Annotated in this window: 16 protein-coding genes; 6 read left to right on the top strand and 10 right to left on the bottom strand. The window is 49.9% G+C overall.

The genetic code is table 11. The features are described 5' to 3' along the window. Positions 1–175 precede the first annotated feature (175 nt). Together ACXAG2_RS15030 and ACXAG2_RS15025 are read right to left on the bottom strand one after the other, a co-directional pair. Entirely contained in the window at positions 176–715 is a 540-nt protein-coding gene (locus ACXAG2_RS15030; RefSeq protein WP_474868223.1) for a hypothetical protein, read from the bottom strand. 113 nt (positions 716–828) lie between these two features. Then, a complete protein-coding gene (locus tag ACXAG2_RS15025) occupies positions 829–1,041 on the bottom strand; it encodes a Sec-independent protein translocase family protein (RefSeq protein ID WP_474846669.1) in 213 nt (70 codons plus the stop codon). A gap of 307 nt (positions 1,042–1,348) precedes the next feature. Here ACXAG2_RS15025 and ACXAG2_RS15020 point away from each other — a divergent pair, with 307 nt between their 5' ends. Beyond that, on the top strand, positions 1,349–2,317 hold the full coding sequence (locus ACXAG2_RS15020) for an integron integrase (RefSeq protein WP_474868220.1): 969 nt from the start codon (positions 1,349–1,351) through the stop codon (positions 2,315–2,317). A 42-nt stretch (positions 2,318–2,359) separates the two neighbouring features. Here the strand turns inward: ACXAG2_RS15020 and ACXAG2_RS15015 are convergent, their stop codons facing one another. Then, the gene (locus ACXAG2_RS15015; protein ID WP_474868217.1) at positions 2,360–3,247 is read right to left on the bottom strand and encodes a dioxygenase family protein; all 888 of its coding nucleotides are present in this window, start codon (positions 3,245–3,247) and stop codon (positions 2,360–2,362) included. A gap of 111 nt (positions 3,248–3,358) precedes the next feature. Continuing rightward, positions 3,359–4,495, bottom strand: a complete 1,137-nt coding sequence (locus ACXAG2_RS15010; protein WP_474868214.1) for an acyltransferase family protein — start codon at positions 4,493–4,495, stop codon at positions 3,359–3,361. Between the two features lie 119 nt (positions 4,496–4,614). Here ACXAG2_RS15010 and pbp4b point away from each other — a divergent pair, with 119 nt between their 5' ends. The 3 genes from pbp4b to ggt all read left to right on the top strand — a co-directional run bounded on the left by pbp4b (position 4,615) and on the right by ggt (position 10,298). After that, a complete protein-coding gene (pbp4b, locus tag ACXAG2_RS15005) occupies positions 4,615–7,068 on the top strand; it encodes a penicillin binding protein PBP4B (RefSeq protein ID WP_474868212.1) in 2,454 nt (817 codons plus the stop codon). A gap of 150 nt (positions 7,069–7,218) precedes the next feature. Then, a complete protein-coding gene (locus tag ACXAG2_RS15000) occupies positions 7,219–8,595 on the top strand; it encodes a Na+/H+ antiporter NhaC family protein (RefSeq protein ID WP_474848143.1) in 1,377 nt (458 codons plus the stop codon). A gap of 5 nt (positions 8,596–8,600) precedes the next feature. After that, the gene (gene ggt / locus ACXAG2_RS14995) at positions 8,601–10,298 is read left to right on the top strand and encodes a gamma-glutamyltransferase (RefSeq protein ID WP_474868209.1); all 1,698 of its coding nucleotides are present in this window, start codon (positions 8,601–8,603) and stop codon (positions 10,296–10,298) included. A gap of 67 nt (positions 10,299–10,365) precedes the next feature. On the opposite strand, the gene ACXAG2_RS14990 is transcribed toward ggt, so the two are convergent. From ACXAG2_RS14990 to ACXAG2_RS14975, 4 genes are all read right to left on the bottom strand, one after another. Then, positions 10,366–10,782 (bottom strand): VOC family protein, encoded by a 417-nt coding sequence (locus tag ACXAG2_RS14990; RefSeq protein ID WP_474868207.1) that lies wholly within the window; start codon positions 10,780–10,782, stop codon positions 10,366–10,368. Positions 10,783–10,792: 10 nt separating this feature from the next. Continuing rightward, the gene (locus ACXAG2_RS14985) at positions 10,793–12,205 is read right to left on the bottom strand and encodes an aldehyde dehydrogenase family protein (protein WP_474868204.1); all 1,413 of its coding nucleotides are present in this window, start codon (positions 12,203–12,205) and stop codon (positions 10,793–10,795) included. A gap of 91 nt (positions 12,206–12,296) precedes the next feature. Further along, complete coding sequence (locus tag ACXAG2_RS14980) at positions 12,297–13,595, bottom strand: adenylosuccinate synthase (protein WP_119502677.1); 1,299 nt, start codon at positions 13,593–13,595, stop codon at positions 12,297–12,299. Between the two features lie 129 nt (positions 13,596–13,724). Beyond that, positions 13,725–13,910, bottom strand: a complete 186-nt coding sequence (locus ACXAG2_RS14975; protein WP_119502678.1) for a DUF2065 domain-containing protein — start codon at positions 13,908–13,910, stop codon at positions 13,725–13,727. A 165-nt stretch (positions 13,911–14,075) separates the two neighbouring features. On the opposite strand from ACXAG2_RS14975, the gene ACXAG2_RS14970 reads away from it, so the two are divergent. Further along, on the top strand, positions 14,076–14,522 hold the full coding sequence (locus ACXAG2_RS14970) for a hypothetical protein (protein ID WP_474868201.1): 447 nt from the start codon (positions 14,076–14,078) through the stop codon (positions 14,520–14,522). On the opposite strand, the gene ACXAG2_RS14965 is transcribed toward ACXAG2_RS14970, so the two are convergent. Next, on the bottom strand, positions 14,519–15,379 hold the full coding sequence (locus ACXAG2_RS14965) for a tetratricopeptide repeat protein (RefSeq protein WP_474868198.1): 861 nt from the start codon (positions 15,377–15,379) through the stop codon (positions 14,519–14,521). The genes ACXAG2_RS14970 and ACXAG2_RS14965 overlap by 4 nt on opposite strands. Before the next feature lie 129 nt (positions 15,380–15,508). Here ACXAG2_RS14965 and ACXAG2_RS14960 point away from each other — a divergent pair, with 129 nt between their 5' ends. Then, on the top strand, positions 15,509–17,434 hold the full coding sequence (locus ACXAG2_RS14960; RefSeq protein ID WP_119502681.1) for an aminotransferase class V-fold PLP-dependent enzyme: 1,926 nt from the start codon (positions 15,509–15,511) through the stop codon (positions 17,432–17,434). 77 nt (positions 17,435–17,511) lie between these two features. Here ACXAG2_RS14960 and ACXAG2_RS14955 read toward each other — a convergent pair whose 3' ends face one another. Next, the gene (locus ACXAG2_RS14955; protein ID WP_474868196.1) at positions 17,512–18,606 is read right to left on the bottom strand and encodes a PQQ-dependent sugar dehydrogenase; all 1,095 of its coding nucleotides are present in this window, start codon (positions 18,604–18,606) and stop codon (positions 17,512–17,514) included. Between the last annotated feature and the right edge of the window lie 7 nt (positions 18,607–18,613).

Genomic DNA, 18,613 nt, shown 5'->3' with positions numbered 1-18,613 from the left:
AATTTTAATGAGAAATACAACTGATTATGGACTGCAAGAGTGTCAGGGAAGCGCTCGTTCGGGGTTGACAAAGGGAGTCATACCAACACCCTGCTTAGGGGCGCAAACACGGCGGCTATAATCGGAACGAAGTGACACAGCCGCCGTGTTTGTGTCCCAGCGAGCCTGCGAGCGACTACAGCAGTTTGTTAGGTTTTACCGGTGATCCAACTACGAGGTTATGAACTGGTTTAGGGCATTTTTCTATTTCAGGGCAAAACCAATCAGCAATAACCTCCTCACCAATAAAACCAGACTCATCAACTTTACCATAGACATCCATAGCACCATCGCAAACAGGTGCTTCTAAAGCAAAATGAAACCAGCTTCCGAGGACGGAATAAGCCGCAATGTTACTTGATTCAGTGAAAGTTGGTTTTCGTTTAGGTGCCTCTGACAAAATTTCCATTTTCAAAGCATATTCAGCTGAACAAGTTTTTACTGGCTCGTTCGTCAGTCTGACAGTTAGGGTGCGAATGATTTCTTTTTCTGAATTTAAATACACGAAATTCCACACAGAGCCATCTCTAATAGCACTAGGCGTAGGGGTTTTCATAGCATTGGTTAATTCTTTAACATATTCCCAGTATTGCTCTTCAGCTATTTGATCTTCAGATAATCGGCTAGTGCATCCAGAAATAAAAATGACCAATATGAAAAATGTGAGTAATTTCATAGAAACCTAACACCCAAATAAGGGGCGTAAACATGGCGGCTAAAATCGGAGCGAAGCGACCCAGCCGCCATGTTTACGTCCCAGCGAGCGAAGCGAGTGCCTTAATTTGATTGTTAGGTTTGTTGCTGACCTGTTGGTTTAACTAATTGAGTTACAATAAGAAATACTGCGTAACCTATCCAGGATGTAAAAAATACCAAAATAAGCCATCCAACTTTACCTGCGCCTTTAGCTCGCTTTGAAAACCCGGTAAGTAATAATGGAATGAGAAATGATCCAAGAAAAACAAAAAGAATTAATAATTGCCATATGCTTATTCCACCCATTTAAACAGTCCTTGTGTCGATGATAAAAAGTCAGGTTAACTCAATATGCAACCATTGAGAACCTAACTACTAAATAGACACCAACACGGTGTGATCAACCACCCCACATTGGTGTAATTGTCTGTTTTCATTTCTCCAGAATATCTCAGAAGCCCCACCTTTAAAAGGTTGTGCGCTTTTGGTGCATTTTCGCGGGAGCAAAATGCACCGTTTGTGAAGTGAGATGTGAAATGGTGTAAAACCATCCCTCCAGCCAGTTTTCATGACTCTCACATATTCTTAAGCTGTTTTTATTTTGATAAGCATTATGAAATCAAAGTTTCTACGGGAAGTGTATGAATTTATGTTGTCGAGAGGCTACGCCAAAAGAACCATAGAAACGTATTTAACGTGGATTACTGACTTTATCCGGTACCACAGCTACGCCCGGCCTCAGGAGATGGACGCTCAGCATGTTGAGAGCTATCTGACTTATTTAGCTATTCAAAAACAGTGTGCGAAAAGCACTCAGGCAATCGCCCTGAACGCACTACTCTTTCTTTATAACAAATATCTTGATATACCGTTGCCGGAAGACATGAGCTTTTTGAACAGTAAACGGGAGCGTAAACTACCGGTCGTACTGACGCAATCAGAAATCCAGGCCTTGCTCGGGCGTGTAAGCGCACAACATTATCTGGCAGTTGCTCTGCTTTATGGTAGCGGTCTGCGGCTTATGGAATGCGTTAGATTACGCACCGGCGATGTCGACTTCGATTATAAATGTTTGAGGGTATGGTTCGGTAAAGGAGGAAAACATCGCATCGTCACACTTTCAGAATCTCTCATTCCGTTACTGACGTCACAAATCGGGCAAGTCGGGCAACTACTGTCACGGGATCTGACTGTACCGGAGTTTTCCGGAGCCTGGATCCCGCAGGGTCTGCGTAAAAAATATCATTCGAGAAATAAAACGCTGGAGTGGCAGTATTTATTCCCTTCCCGGCGTCTTTCTGTTGACCCCGAAACTAAACTGTTACGACGTCACCATATTGATGAAAAGCAGTTGCAGCGCAATGTAAAACGGGCAAGTCAGGAGGCGGGCATAAAGAAACACGTTACGCCGCACACATTAAGGCATTCATTTGCCACGCACCTGTTAGCGGCCGGGGCTGATATCAGAACTGTCCAGCATCAACTGGGGCATTCCGATGTGCGAACAACACAAATCTATACGCATGTGCTGCAACAAGGAGGAAATGGCGTGATCAGTCCCCTGTCACGCCTTACTTTATAGAATGAAGTGAGCACTTCCGGCAGTGCAAAACCTGCCGTCCGGTCAGGAGATGATGATGCGCTTGTAGGCCAGCAGGGAGCCGTCGTCATTTTGTTCGAGGTTGAACACATACTCGTTGTAATCACTGCCGAATACCGTATCGTTGGTCAGGTATGTATCTGGCGCACCGTGATTGATATAGTCAGAATGGCTGGTACAGATATCTGTGCAGAAATCATCATCAAAGCCAAACTGGGAAATCAGCTCGTCGTTGTTATTATTCTTCACTCTGAAGTGAATGTGAATGGCACGGCTGGCATACCAGCCCGGGAAGCAGGTCTTAAAGTTCACACGGCCACTGCTGTCTGTTACTGCAATGCCCCGGAACCAGCGCGATTGCAGCGCTTCACTGTCGTTCCCTGTACAAAAAGAAGAATTGAACCCGTTGGTGTCACTGCTTCCTGTCGTATCGCCGGAATAAATGCCTTCCACATCGCAGTGCCACACTTCTATTTCATAGCCTGACAGCGGATTACATTGTTCGTCTATGAGTTGCAGGCATAACTGCATGGGCAAACCGGTTTGACCTTCTGAGATATCATCAAGATAGTCAGAGTCGAAATAGCATGGACCTTCCGTTTGTTGTCCGGTCAGTTCAACAGAGCAGGTACTGCTGTTTTCAAAAATGCTGTCAGCGGGGAAATCCGCTGTCATTGAATCTGTACCGCCACTCAGCCAGCTGCCGTTATCAGCCACAGTCGTTGTGCCTGTGCCGCTGCTGCCGGAGGAAGAACCGGTTGATGTACTGCCTGTTGACGTACTGGTTGAAGTCGAGCTGCTACCGCCGCTGCCACCGCAACCGGTGAGCATGATCACCGGTGTCGCTACTGCCAGTGAAGCCAGAGATTTAAGGGTTTTGCGTCGTCCGTCAAAGAGGATTGGTTTGGTCATGTTTTTGCCTGCCTGAATAAAATGCATGAAATATAATATGCATCTTCGACGTCAATGGCCCGTAAACGTCACAAGCTTTACTTACCATTTACATAACAAAACGATTCTGCTTCATAGCCGGATAAACCAGTTCTTCCGGTACATCCACCATACCGGCAAAAACATCACACAGAGAAAGCTTACTGCAAACAGCAAAGAAGCATTAAAAGGTGAAAAGTAAGGCAGGAATACAGACTGGTAAAGCGCAGCTTTCAGGGAGCCGGAGCCCGCCGGAATCATGAAAAGCAGCCGCGCAGCAATACCGGATAACATGAAAAATACAAAACTGTTTGCACCTGCGATAATAAAGGGCTGCGCCCAGCGTTGATAACCGCGCAAGTCTGTAATCCAGTGCAACAACGCTAAACACCCCATTGCGCAGCCTGCCGTTAATGCCGTAAAGCCCGGTGACCAGAGCGCTTTATTCACCGGCACCCACAGCGCCATGACGCCCCCGGCCAGAATGAGAATGATGCCGGCACCGGCCATTTTAAGTGCAGGCATTTCCGCTTCCCGTTGTAAGAACAGGCCACACATTACGCCGCAGAGACAGGTGGATATTGCAGGCATGGTGCTTAGCAAACCTTCCGGATCGAAGGGAAATGGTATTGCTGTTGAATAGTAAACATGATGCTTTCCCAACACGCCGGCATCTATCCATGCTGCGAGACTGTTGCCGTATGCCCATTGCCCCTGATATACGTTGCCGGCTGTATCTGCATAGGGAATAAACGTCATCGCCGCCCAGTACGCCGCCACCAGCAACACCGCGGCAAACAGCAGTCCGCTAATTCGCAGGCACATCGCCAGTATTGCAGTAAAAAAGTAAACCAGTGCCAGCCGTTGCAGAACCCCCATCACCCGGATATTTTCCAGCCGGTCCCGGACCCAGTCGAAATCCGGATTGTAAGGGTTGTAGTAAAACAGCGCGAGGAACAAGCCACATAAGAACAGCAATACACTGCGTTTCAGTATTCTTGCCAGCATTACTCCGGCTGAACCGCCTTGCTGACGATAAGAAGAAAAAGGGATTGCCACGCCCATGACGAAAATAAAGAAAGGAAACACCAGATCTGTCGGTGTCAGTCCATGCCATTGTGCATGCAATAAAGGCCAGTAAACGGTTTGCCAGCTTCCGGGATTATTCACCAGAACCATTAACACAATGGTAAGCCCCCGCAGTACGTCCAGGGAAATCAATCTCTTCATTGGCTATTCTTTAAGTTCGACATTAAATGATACACACCCGCCATTGGAATATTTTATTATTTACTTAGGAAATAATTGTGATAATTTGGTTATTTCATGCAGCATTAACCGGTAATAACATGTCACTCTTATCCCGACACTTTCGCTTTCTGGTCGCTACCTGCGCGGTTGCCACACTGATTGGCTGCGCCGGCGGTTACACCAGTATGCCATCGAAAAATACCGGTGAACGGGTGAAAGTGCTTGTTATGCACTTTACCGCGATAGATTACCAGAAAAGTGTGCATGCTCTGGTGGATGAAGGCGGGCTGAGTGCGCATTACCTGGTCACTGATCCGTCTGACCCCACGTTTCCGGGTGATGAGGCATCTGTGCTGCAGCTTGTGCCTGAATCGAAACGCGCCTGGCATGCCGGCAAAGGTGAGTGGCAAACGCGTAACCATTTGAATGATACATCCATCGGCATTGAGATTGTGAATGTACCTGAATGTCAGCGGGATAATGAGACAGCGGCCAGCCGGTCAGAACATGGCAGCAACCGTCTTTGTGTATTTCCTGATTATCACCCGGAACAAATTCAGGTGCTCATTGCGCTGGCAAAAGACATACTCGCCCGCAACCCTGACATTTATCCCACCGCTGTTGTTGGCCATGCAGATATCGCATTTAACAGAAAAAATGACCCGGGCCCGCGTTTTCCATGGTATCAGCTGTATCTGGAAGGGATAGGCGCCTGGTATGACACCGGTACATTAACAACATACTGGCAACGCTTTAACCGCGCCCTGCCCTCTGTTTCTTTAACGCAGGCTGCGCTGCGCACTTACGGATACGGCGTGGTGGAAACCGGCACACTGGATGAGCAAACCATCAATGCGTTGTCGGCGTTCCAGATGCACTTTGTGCAGGATAGCGTAACCGGCGCGATTAACAGCCGCACAGCAGCCGCATTGTTCGCTTTGCTGGATAAGTATTTTCCGCAAAAGGTCAAGGCGCTGAATACCCGCTACGCCCGTGAAACGGCACTGAAAGCCGCACCTGTTGAAGAGAAGCGTCCTCAGTCAGGGCAAATTGACAGTGATTTCCCCCAACAAGAGCGTTCCAGCCGGGAAGAGGTGAACGACAAGGTCGCGTTTAAAGCGTACAAAGGACGGGGCGAAATCTTACTGACGCCAGCCACAACCATCAACGCCGCGGTGAAGGTAAATGGCGAAACGCTGAACATTGCCTCTCCCCTGGAGGCCGGTCATACCTACAGTTATTCTCTGAAAAAGCGTACACACAACGGTACAAACACCCTTGAGGTGCAAAGTGATTCAGAAAGTGACGCTTTGCACGTCACCATTCCCTGGCCTGCGTTGACTGATGAAACACAAAAATGGCAACAAGCCTTCAGACCAGTCGATGCGTTAATTCAGCAGGACATTGAGGATGGCTTTCCCGGAGCCGTATTACTGGTTATCAAAGACGGCGCTGTGATTAAACGTACAGCCTATGGCAATGCGCTGCTTTACGATGAAACAGGCACCCGCCTCACAAAGCCGGAGCCGGTGACACCGGACACGCTGTTTGATGTGGCCTCTAACACGAAAATGTTTGCTACTAATCTGGCACTGATGAAACTGGTGTCTGAGGGAAAACTGAATATTGATGCGCCGGTGTATCAGTACCTGCCGGAATACGTTGGCGGTGGCCGTGAAGCCCGCACTGTCAGAGATTTACTGAGTCATCAGTCCGGCTACGGCCCTGAGGTGCGTTTTTTTGCCCCCGGCGAACGCTACGGTGAGTCTTTCCGCTCACGGGATAAATCACATACATCAACCTTATTAACCACTGCGGTACCTTTTCAGATAAGCAAAGGCGCGCAGGCTACGTACAGTGACACCAACTTTATGCTGCTGGGACTGCTGGTTGAGCGGGTAACAGGCATGTCTCTCGACCGGTATTGTGAGCAGTTCATTTACGGCCCGCTTCAGCTTAATCACACGGTGTTTAATCCGCTGAAAAAAGGGTTTGCCCCCAGTCAGATTGCCGCTACAGAAATAAATGGTAATACACGCAGTCACAATATCGATTTCCCCGGCATCCGCACGCACACGCTGCGGGGAGAAGTGCATGACGAAAAGGCATGGTACAGCATGGGCGGTGTATCGGGGCATGCAGGACTATTCTCCACGGTGGATGATTTTGCCGTGCTGATGCAAACCTTATTAAATGGCGGTGGCTACGGACAGGTTGCACTCACCAACCAGGACACTATTTCACTGTTTACCGCCCCTTCCCCGTTGAATCCCGGTTTCGGACTTGGCTGGCGCAGGGGCAGCAACGGCAGTAATCGCTGGCACTTCGGTCCCTATGCCAGTTCACAAGCTTTTGGTCATACCGGCTGGACCGGCACAGCCACGGTTATCGACCCGGCGCAGGATCTCGGTATTGTGCTGTTTACCAACACCAGACATACACCGGTTGAGAAACACAGCACCGGCAACCTGCAGTTTGCCGGCAGCGAATTTGAAACCGCAAAATATGGCAGTGTGATAACCCGGGTTTACGAAGCAATACTCAATCACTGAGGTAAAAGTACTGGCAGAACCGGTAAGTTCTCAGTTAGGCTATCGCCACGCTTTTTTATAAAGCGTCACACTGCCCCGCGGAACAAAGCGCACTGAATATCAGCGCCTGATTTGCGATCAATCATTAGAATAAAAGCAGGAACATTTTTCATGGATTGGGTTTCAATTATCCCGCCTCTCGTCGCCATTTTTGTGGTGTTCTGGAAAAAAGAAGTCATTATGGCCTTGTTACTGGCCGTTCTCTCATCTGAAGCGTTGATTTTATTGAGTGTGACCGGTGACGGCGTATTGCTTGCGCCGGTGAATGCTATCGAAAGAACCATCGACGTTGCCGCCAGTCCGGGCAATACCCGGATCCTTATTTTCTCTATTCTGGTGGGTGCGCTGTTAGCCTATATCCGCGACTCAGGCGGTGTCACGGCTACCGTAAACTGGCTCACAGGCAAAGGCATTGCCAGAAGTAAGCGGCAAGTTGGCAGTCTGACGATGCTCACCGGTGTTGCAGTATTTATCGAGTCTAATTTAAGTGTACTCACCGCTGGCATATTCGCCCGGGGTTTATTTGATAAATTCAAAATGAGCCGGGCACGCCTGGCCTACATCATCGACAGTACCAGCGCGCCGGTTTGTATTCTTATCTTACTGAACGGATGGGGCGCATTCGTCCTTGGCCTGCTGGACGGTTACGAGCTGGAGCAGTCTTCCGCCAGTATCTTGTGGGGCACAGTACCGCTGAATTTCTACGCCCTTATCACTCTGGCGATTGTGGTGTACACCATAGTGAAAGACAAAGTACACGGTCCGATGGCAAAAGAAGATGCTGCCATGACCCATACCGGTACTGTCATTGAGTCAGAACCGGCAACCAAAGTACGCTTTATGGTGGTACCGCTGGTGCTTATGGTAGTAAGCATGGTCGGCTTTATGTTGTGGACCGGTGATGGTGTGCTGGCTAACGGCAGTGGCAGCAAATCTGTGTTGTACGCTACTATTCTTGCTACCGTTGTCGCGTACTTCCTGTTAATTCTGCATAAACGTTTCACTCACCACGAAGCCGTAGAAATTGGCTTTAAAGGGATGGGCGAACTGCTCCCGCTGGTGTCGATTGTATTACTTTCCATGACACTGGGTGCCAGCTTAAAAGTGCTCGGCACCGGCGTTTTTGTTGCCGGTATTGTGGGTGAGTACCTGCCTCTGGTATTAATTGTTCCCATGCTGTTTCTGGCCGGCGCGGTCATGTCGTTTACCACCGGTACCAGTTGGGGCACGTTTGCGATTTTGATCCCCATCGGCGTTCCGTTGATCCAGTCATTAGGACTGCCACCCTCTCTGGTCATTGCCGCAATTCTGGGCGGCGGCGTATTTGGTGATCATTGCTCCCCTATTTCCGATACCTCAGCGGTATCGTCTATCGCGGCCGGGTGCGACCTGTTAACGCACATCCGTACCCAGCTTCCCTATGCACTTACCGCTGGCGGACTGACACTCGTTGCCTATGTCATTGCCAGCATCATTATGATTGGATAGCCATTATGCGAATACTTTTACTCTCGCTATTTTTGTTTGTGGCGGCAGGATGCTCCGGTGAAAAACCCACGGTATCTGTACCGGCCCCGGAAGTTGAAACCGGCCAGCAGGCGGTGTCTATGCCTGATACCTTTGCCGCCGATGCTGCCATGGCAGTATTAAACGAAGGCGGTAACGCGGTTGATGCGGCCATCACGGCGCAATTCGTCCTGGCAGTGACATTCCCTGAAGCGGGTAACATCGGTGGCGGTGGTTTCATGACCATCTTTTTCGACGATGAAGCCGCCTTTATGGATTACCGTGAAATGGCACCGGCGGCAGCCCACCGTGATATGTACCTTGATGAAAACGGTGACGTGAAAACCCTGGAGTCGCTGTTTGGTGCAAAAGCCTCCGGTGTACCCGGTTCAGTTGCCGGCATGTGGGCAGCACATCAGCGCTACGGTAAATTACCCTGGAACCGTCTGGTGCAGCCTGCTGTAGACCTGGCAGAAAAAGGGTTTAATGTGCCGGCGAAACTGGCAGACCATATCACCCGCTACATGGCCAGACAGGAAAAAGAAGGGATCACCAGCAACTTTGGCGACTATTTCGGTGAAGCCCGCACTGCAGATGTGCTGTTTAAGCAACCTGAGTTAGCCGCAGCGCTGACCCGCATTCGTGACGAAGGTGAAAAAGGCTTTTATGAGGGCGAAACCGCCCGCATTATCGCCGCTTTCATGGCAGAAAATGGTGGTCTGGTCACAGAAGAGGATTTACAGGGTTACGAAGCCAAATGGCGGGCACCGATTGTTTATCCCTGGCAGGATTACAAACTTATCACTGCACCACCTCCCAGTTCTGGCGGTGTGGCTGTTGCCCAGTGGATCAGTATGCTCAATGAAGTACTGAAAAATCAGTCTCTGCCTGCACAAAACAGTAAAGAGTATATTCATCTGATGTCTGAAATCGGTAAACGTGTGTTTGCTGACCGCGCCGAATACATGGGCGACCCCGACTTTGTCGACGTGCCTGTAAAAGCGTTATTAGAACCGGCCTACATTACTGCCCGTGCCGGAGAAGTGGATCCTGAAGCCATTTCAGTGACAGAAGACGTGAAACCCGGCTTATATGAAAGTCCCGACACCACCCATTTCTCGGTTATGGACAAATGGGGCAATGCGGTAGCGAATACCACTACCATTAACCTGTCCTTTGGCAGTGGCGTGGTGGTAGAAGGTGCCGGCTTCCTGCTGAACGACGAAATGGACGATTTCAGTGCTAAGGCCGGCGTGCCTAACTTCTTCGGTGCCATCGGCGGTACCGCTAACGAAATCCAGCCGGGTAAGCGCATGTTGTCTTCCATGACACCCACCATTGTGCTGAAAGGCGATAAAGTAAAACTGGTCACCGGCTCACCGGGCGGTACCACGATTATTTCTTCAGTGGCACAGTCCATACTGAACGCGCTGTTTTTCGATATGACAGCAGATGAGTCAGCAAACAGCCCCCGCTTCCATCATCAGCTCTGGCCAAAGGACACCATTGCGTATCATGCAAGCATGCCGGCAGACGTTGTAAAGGCGCTTGAAGCAATGGGCTACACCATGAAGGAAAGTAACTTTGGCGATGTCCACCTGATCAAGCGTACTGAAACAGGCCTGGATGCAGCCTCTGAAGCCAGAGGACGCGGTAAGGCAATTGTTGAAGAAGTGGAATTGTAGTCAGCTTACACGGGCTCAGCGGCCCGGTTAATGAAGCGCAGCACAACGCTGCGCTTTTTTATGCCTGTTACACAGCGAACAACTGAGAAAGCGATTTAAACGCCTTGAACTCCAGCGCATTGCCTGCAGGATCATGAAAAAACATGGTCGCCTGTTCGCCGGGCTCCCCTTTAAAGCGCACGTAAGGCTCTATGACAAACGACATATCTGCCGCTTTTAACCGTTCAGCCAGTTTGTGCCAGTCTGCCATATCCAGCACCACACCGAAATGGGGCACCGGCACCGCGTGACTGTCTACTTCATTGTGCTGTGGCGCAGAGGGCATGGCATCAACACAATGGGTTACCAGTTGATGACCATAGAAGTTCCAGTCAATCCAGCGGGTATCGCTGCGCCCGCGTTCACAGCCCAGTAAGTCTCCGTAAAACGCTGCAGCAGCGACTAAATCGTCAACCGGAATTGCAAGATGAAACGGTTGAGGCATGTGCTCTCCTTTATAATAATTTTTTCAACAGCCATAATTTTAATCGGGAATACGGGGCGTAGCGTACCGCTACGTCAAACTTCGAGGCTCTTACCATCACTGATTTAAGATGACTGAACGTATCAAAGCCATATTGTCCGTGATAGCGCCCCATACCACTGCCGCCGACCCCGCCAAAAGGCAAGTTTGCATTGGTCATAAACATCATCGTGTCGTTCACACACACGCTGCCTGCACTGGTTTGCGTAAGTACTTTGTCACGAAGGCCGTGATCTTCACTGAACAGATACAGCGCCAGGGGTTTTGCCCGCCCGCGGATAAAGCCAATGCTGTCTTCTATGTTCTCCAGTTCGATGACCGGCAACACCGGGCCGAAGATTTCTTCCTGCATCAGCGTGCTGTCTGCCGGAGGATTTAACACCACAGCCGGGGCCAGCTTGCGTTTCCCGTCGTCCCGTTCGCCACCAATACGGCATTGCAGATCCGCAATGAGCTGACACAGTCTTTCGTAATGACGGGTATTGACGATATGCCCGTAATCTTTGCTTTGCAAAGGTTCAGGCCCGTACTGCTTAGTGATTTCCCGTTCAAGGGCTGTAAGAAACGCTTCAACAAACCCTTTCTCAATCAGGATATAGTCCGGGGCGATGCAGGTCTGCCCGCAGTTCATCCATTTACCCCACACTATCCGTCTGGCGGTGACGTCCAGCCTGCAACTGGCGTCAACGATACAGGGGCTCTTCCCGCCAAGCTCCAGCGTAACCGGCGTAAGATGTTTCGCTGCTGCAGACATTACAATTTTGCCTACCGCTTCGCCACCGGTGTAAAAGATGTGGTCGAAAGGCAGGGTTAATAAAGCCTGTGTCTCCTCTTTACCCCCTTCAACAACCGCCACGGCATCTTCTTCCAGATACTGAGGCAGCAAGCTGGCCATTAATGCTGATGATGCAGGGGCAAGTTCTGACGGTTTAATAATGGCACAATTACCCGCTGCCAATGCCGCAATCAGCGGCGCTAAAAGCAATTGCACAGGATAATTCCACGCCCCGATGATCAGCACAACACCCAACGGCTCCGGTTGCAGATAACTGCGGGCCGGCTGGGCCGCCAGGGGCGTAGATACGTGACGTAAATCTGCCCAGCTGTCGATATGTTTGAGAGTGTGCTTGAGGTCGGAGAGTAAAAAGCCGGTTTCCGATGTACGGGCTTCTGTTTCACATTTGCCTAAATCCTGATTCAGGGCGCGGTGAATGTCTTGCTCATGGGTAACAAGCATGGTCTTAAGGGCCAGCAACTGCTGCTTTCGCCAGCTGATATCACGGGTTTTATTGGCGAAAAAGTTGCTTCGCAGCGCTGCGAACGTTGCAGCATAATGCCCGGTGTCCTGAGAGGGCGTAATACCGGTATCAGTTACAACTTGCATAGATTCACTCCGCTGTTGAGCATTCAGTGGTTTACTTTACCGACAAAAAAGCCTGCTCGGAAGCAGGCTTTTCAGGTATTTATCTTTTCGCTTACGCGTCGTAAGGATGACGTAAAACGATAGTTTCGTTACGGTCAGGTCCCGTGGATACGATATCAACAGGCACGCCGGTAATGGCTTCAAGGCGTGCGATATAATTGCGCGCTTCCTGAGGTAACTTATCGAAATCAGTGACGCCGAAAGTTGTCTCTTTCCAGCCCGGCATTTCTTCGTAAACCGGAGTAACCAGGTCGTAGCCATCAGCAGCCATAGGCGGAACGTCTTTCACGTTACCGTCTGCGTCTTTATAACCTACACAGATTTGCAGAGTTTCCAGACCATCCAGTACGTCCAGCTTGGTTAAGCAGAAACCGGTGATAGAGTTAATTTGCACAGCGCGTTTCATCGCAACGGCATCGAACCAGCCGGTACGACGCTTACGGCCAGTGGTCGCACCGAACTCATGACCTTTTACGCCCAGATGCTCACCGACATCGCAAGCCAGTTCTGTAGGGAAAGGACCGGAACCAACACGGGTTGTGTACGCTTTAACAATACCTAATACATAATCCAGGTTCAGCGGGCCAAAACCGGCACCGGTAGCAACGCCGCCTACTGTGGTATTAGATGACGTAACGTAAGGGTATGTACCGTGGTCAATATCCAGCAGTGTACCTTGCGCACCTTCAAACATAATTGGCAAACCCGCTTTGTGGGCTTTGTCCAGTTCGTCGGTTACGTCAACAACCATGGCTTTCAGGATATCTGCCACAGCCAGCGCCTGCTTGAGGGTTTCATCGAAATCCACTGCCGGCTCTTTGTAGTATTGCGTCAACGTGAAATTATGTACGTCCAGTACTTCTTTCAGTTTTGCCGCGAAATCTTCAGGGTTGAACAGATCGCCAACGCGCAGACCACGACGTGACACTTTATCTTCGTAAGCCGGACCGATGCCACGACCGGTTGTACCGATTGCTTTGCTGCCTCGGGCCTTTTCGCGGGCCACGTCCAGTGCAATGTGATAAGGCAGGATAAGCGGGCAGGCTTCACTAATTTTTAAACGTTCCCGCACAGGCACACCACGTTCTTCCAACATGGTGATTTCTTTCATCAGTGCTTCCGGGCTTAACACCACGCCGTTACCAATGATGCAGGTAACGTTGTCACGCAGAATACCGGACGGGATTAAGTGGAGGACGGTTTTCTCACCGTCGATTACCAGTGTGTGACCGGCATTGTGACCGCCCTGATAGCGAACCACGTATTTTGCGCGATCTGTTAACAGGTCTACGACCTTACCTTTACCCTCGTCACCCCATTGAGTGCCGAGTACCACAACGTTCTTTGCCATGAATCTAGTGTGTAAAAAAATTAGGCGGGGATTCTACCAAAGATTGCGACCTTTGATCATCTGTTTTATGCGCAAAAATAAGACAGACATGGTCTGAGCCATATTATTTTTTTATAAATTAACAATTGTTCAACGGGATAGATACACCAGGCTGACAACGCCAATCACCACCAGCACTCCTCCGACTTGTCTTAGACTATTGCTCGATTGCTGGCTCACAGAAAGCAGGTATAATCGCCAACGGTCAGGCATGATTAACGGTCCAAGCCCTTCAACAATGCAAACAATAGCCAGTGCCGGCCATAACCAGTCCATGCATTTCTCCTCATTAAGTTTGTTTTGGTTGCTGATGCACAACCCTGATGACGCCTGATCTTTTGACCGGAGACAACGTTAACACATTTGACCAGTTATATTTTGTCACAAAACCTCAAAATATCTGCTATATCAATACTGTAGTTATGCATTAAAGGATAACCAATGAGATTTCCTCTTCAGGGACACTATGCACTCGACGTTTCAGGTAACCTGCTTGAAGTGTTTGCAACGGGTGCCTGGAATAAAGCCACAGCAGAGGCCATGACAGAGGATATTCACCGGATGGCGCAAGGGTTTAACAATGAACCCTGGGGAGCCATAATGGACGGTCGCCGCTGGGTATTGTCTACACCTGAATGTCAGAATGTGCTGGCAAGGGGAATAAAGAAGAACATCACCATGGGTCTGACGCGATCTGCCTATGTGCTTGATGCGGGCATGGTGAAGCGGGCTCAAATTGAACGAACCCATCCACACCTGCGGGAAGACATTCGCGGAACAAATTACGAACGGGCTTACTTTTCCAGCTACTTCGAAGCGTTGTGCTGGCTTGCTGAAGGCGGTTTTACACCCTACCCGCAGCAACCCCCGCAGTCAGACAACGATTAATAGAGCAGGCTGTAAACCTTCCGGCGGTACTCAGATTTCAGGCTGTCACCATCCGGCAATGCATTAATCATATCCAGCATCAACTTTTTCGCTTCACCGAAATTCAAATCTGTCTTTAGCACAGTCAATAACAATGCCAATGCTTCGGCAGATTTATGGGCCTGCTGTAACTGCACCGCTAATTCCACTTTCAATTGCAGATTGTCGGGCTCAGCTTCTACCTGTGCGGTTAACTGCTGAATTTCCGGAGACTCAGCGGCCTGTTCTGCCAGTTCAACTTTACCGGTCAGCGTTTGATAGCGACTATCCTGATCGACCAGAGTAATCGTTGCCAGCAGCGCCTTTGCAGCATCTACCGAACCGGTTTCCACCAGGCAATCGATGTACATATAACGGGCGTTAATATTCCCTTCGTTCATTTCAAAGGCTTGTTTGGCAAACGGGAATGCCGTTGCATAATCACCTTCATAAATGGCCTCACCGGCTTTCGCCAGTAATTCATCTTCTGGGTTTGGCAGGTACTTACTCAGGAACTCGCGGATCTGGTCTTCACCCTGAACGCCGGCAAAGCCGTCCACCGGCTGGCCGTCTTTCACTACCATAACCGTGGGCAGACTGCGAATACCGAACTGCGCCGCGACTTCCTGCTGCTGGTCACAATCGACGCGGGCAAGAATTAAATTATCACCGTATTCAGACGCGATCTTTGCCAGTATGGGAGAAACACTTTTCGACTCCTCGCTCCATTCTGCCCAAAAATCCACAAGTACCACTTTTTCCCGTGAATCCATCAGAATGACCTGCTGAAAATTCTCCGGAGTGATATCAACGGTATTGTTCGCAACTAAATTATCCATGCGTATTTGCCTGTTCTGAATATTTGCTCAATGATATGGGTGCGTTAGCTGCAAAAGCAAGACTGACAACCATACAGTTCAGCGTTACACTGACTGCCACGACTTTTTAAGGAACGATTTATTCTTACTATGCTCCCCCAATTGAAAATTCTGATCATTGAAGACTCAGCAGAGCTGCTGGAGCAGCTTTCCACCAGCATCCGTTCCACCACCGAGCTGTTCGACAGGCCAGACATTGAGATCACTGTTGTTGAAGCCAGCTCTGTCGCCACAGCCCTGGACTCCGTTCACAACGACGGAGAAATTCAGGCCGTGGTATTCAGTTGGGATACCGAAGTCAGGCAGTTTGAAATCGGTGGCGAAGGCAAAGGGAAAGTAGACAACAATGCGGTGGTCATCAAGGCCATCAAAGCCATCCGCCCGGAATTACCGGTTTATGTGCTGGGTGATGCTATTAAGGGACTGGATATTGTTAACCAGGCCAGCGGCATGGAGTCGTTTTTCTACCGCAACGATATTATCTCCGATCCGGAATCGATCCTCGGCTACATCATTAACGACTTTGACGACCGCAATGAAACGCCATTCTGGACTGCCTACAAAGAGTATGTACTGGAAGCCAACGACTCCTGGCATACGCCGGGTCACAGTGGCGGTGCCAGCTTCCGTAACTCGCCTTATATCAGTGATTTTTACCGTTTCTTCGGCCGCAATGTGTTTGTCAGCGACCTGTCGGTAAGCGTTGACTCGCTGGGTTCTTTATCTGACGGTACCCATGCCATTGGCCGTGCCCAGTCTGCACTGGCAAATACCTTTGAAGTCCGCCAGTCGTATTTTGTGACTAACGGCTCATCGACGTCCAACAAAATTATTCTGCAAACCCTGCTGCGTGAAGGCGATAAAGTGATCGCCGACCGTAACTGCCACAAATCCGTGCACTACGGCATTGTGCAGGCACGCGCAATGCCGGTGTATCTGGACAGCGTTTTTAACCCTGATTACGGCATTTTCTCACCGCCGAAACTGTCACAACTGAAAGAAGTGATTGAAGCCAACCAGGATGCAAAACTCATTGTGCTGACGGGTTGTACCTACGACGGACTGCTGACCGACCTGAAACAGGTTGTGGACCTGGGCCACCAGTACGGTATCAAAGTATTCATCGACGAAGCCTGGTTTGCGTATTCCTTATTCCACCCGCATTTCAGACCCTATTCAGCCATTCACGCCGGTGCAGACTACGTGACGCACTCGGCGCATAAAGTGGTATCAGCATTCTCTCAGGCGTCGTTCATTCACGTGAATGACCCGGATTTCGATATCGACTTCTTCAAAGAGATTTACAGCATACATACCAGCACCTCACCCAAGTATCAGTTGATTGCATCGCTGGATGTATGCCGTCAGCAACTGGAGATGGAAGGTTATAAAATACTGAATGAGTTGCTCAGCAATGTGGCGGAACTTAAAGAGCAGGTATCGCGGTTCAGCCGCATCCGTATTCTGGAATCAAAAGATTTTGCACAGGCCTTTGACCATTTTGAAGAAGACAATATGGGCCATGATCCGCTGAAAATTCTTATCGACGTTTCAGCCTTGTCTTATTCGAACCATGAAATTCACCGCTTCCTGATGGATGAAGTGGGTCTGGAAATCGAGAAGTTCACTCACAGTACGATTCTGGTTCTGCTTACCCTTGGCGGCATGCGCTCGAAGATTGTGCGCCTGTACAATGCGCTGAAGAAACTGGATGAAGGCAGTGTCAGCCTGAACCGCAGTAAGAGCCGTGCGGTGATGCCGGCGAAGATCCCGCCGATTAATCTTGTGACCTTGCCTTCAACGGCGTTTTTCAGCAAACGTGAATCGGTTCCCTGGCAGGAAAGTGCCGGCCGTATTGCAGCGGGACTGGTAACGCCCTATCCCCCGGGCATTCCATTGATCGTGCCTGGACAATTAATCGAGCAGGAACATATTGATTATCTGCGTTCACTGGCCAATCAGAAGCTCACCATCCAGGGCTTATACGACGGTGAATTATACGTGCAGGGCGAATAGCGCTGCAGACAAAAAAGCTCACCGTCAGGTGAGCTTTTCGCTTTATAGAGTAGAGCCGGCAACAGCAGTCAGCCAGTTTACTCCGGAGATACCTTTAGCAACTTGCCTTCCGGCGTGTCGGTCAGCAAATATAAATAGCCATCAGGCCCTTCAATCACATCACGGATACGTTCGTTTCTGTCACGGAGATATTCTGTCTGCTCGCCGGGTTTTCCCCCTTCCATGTCAATGTGGCGAAGGTGCGTAAACTTGAGTGACCCCACCAGCAAATCACCTTTCCACTCAGGGAATTTGTCACCGTTGTAGAACACCATGCCGGACGGCGCGATAGACGGATCCCAGTAAACAACGGGCTGCTCCATGCCTTCCATTTCTGTTTTGTCAGAAATAATGTCACCACTGTAATCAATACCGTAAGTGATCAGCGGCCAGCCGTAGTTGTTACCTTTGCCGAGCAAATTCACTTCATCACCGCCTTTCGGACCGTGCTCCATTGCCCAGACCTCACCGGTTTGCGGATGAACTGTCAGGCCCTGCACATTGCGGTGACCGTAACTGTACACCTGCGGCGCGTCACCTTTGATGAACGGATTATCTTCCGGTACAGAACCGTCAGGCCAGATCCGCACAACCGTACCTAAATGATTGTCAGTGTTCTGCGCCTCTTTCATGTACTTGTAACGGTCGCCCAGAGTAACGAACAAATGTCCCTCATTATCAAACGCCACCCGGCAGCCGAAGTGAAAACCGTTATCCACCAGCGGTGAGGCTGAAAAGATGGTTTCGACATCAGTCAGGCTGTCTCCGGCGATTTTAGCTTTGCTGACACTGCTGCTACTGCCACCTTCACCCAGTTTGCTGTAACAAAAGTAAATGGTCTGGTTGTCTGCAAAGTCAGGATCGGCGGTGATACCCAGTAATCCGCCCTGATTCACAGCAGCCACTTCCGGTACATTCTTCAGCGGGGCACTCAGGCCGGCAGTCTTGTCAAAAATACGGATGTTCCCTGCCCGTTCGGTGATCACCATTTTACCGTCAGACAAAAAAGCCATTCCCCAGGGGTGAGAGAGGCCGGTAGTCAGTTCTTCTACATTCAGTTCTGTCGCCTGAGCAGAAAAAGCTGTGCCCAGCACAGCGGCCAGGCACAGCGATTTAGTCCATGATGTCGTCATGTTATTT

The sequence above is a fragment of the Alteromonas sp. ABH4_456 genome (assembly GCF_056160645.1).
This window is presented reverse-complemented; position numbering and strand designations above follow the sequence as displayed.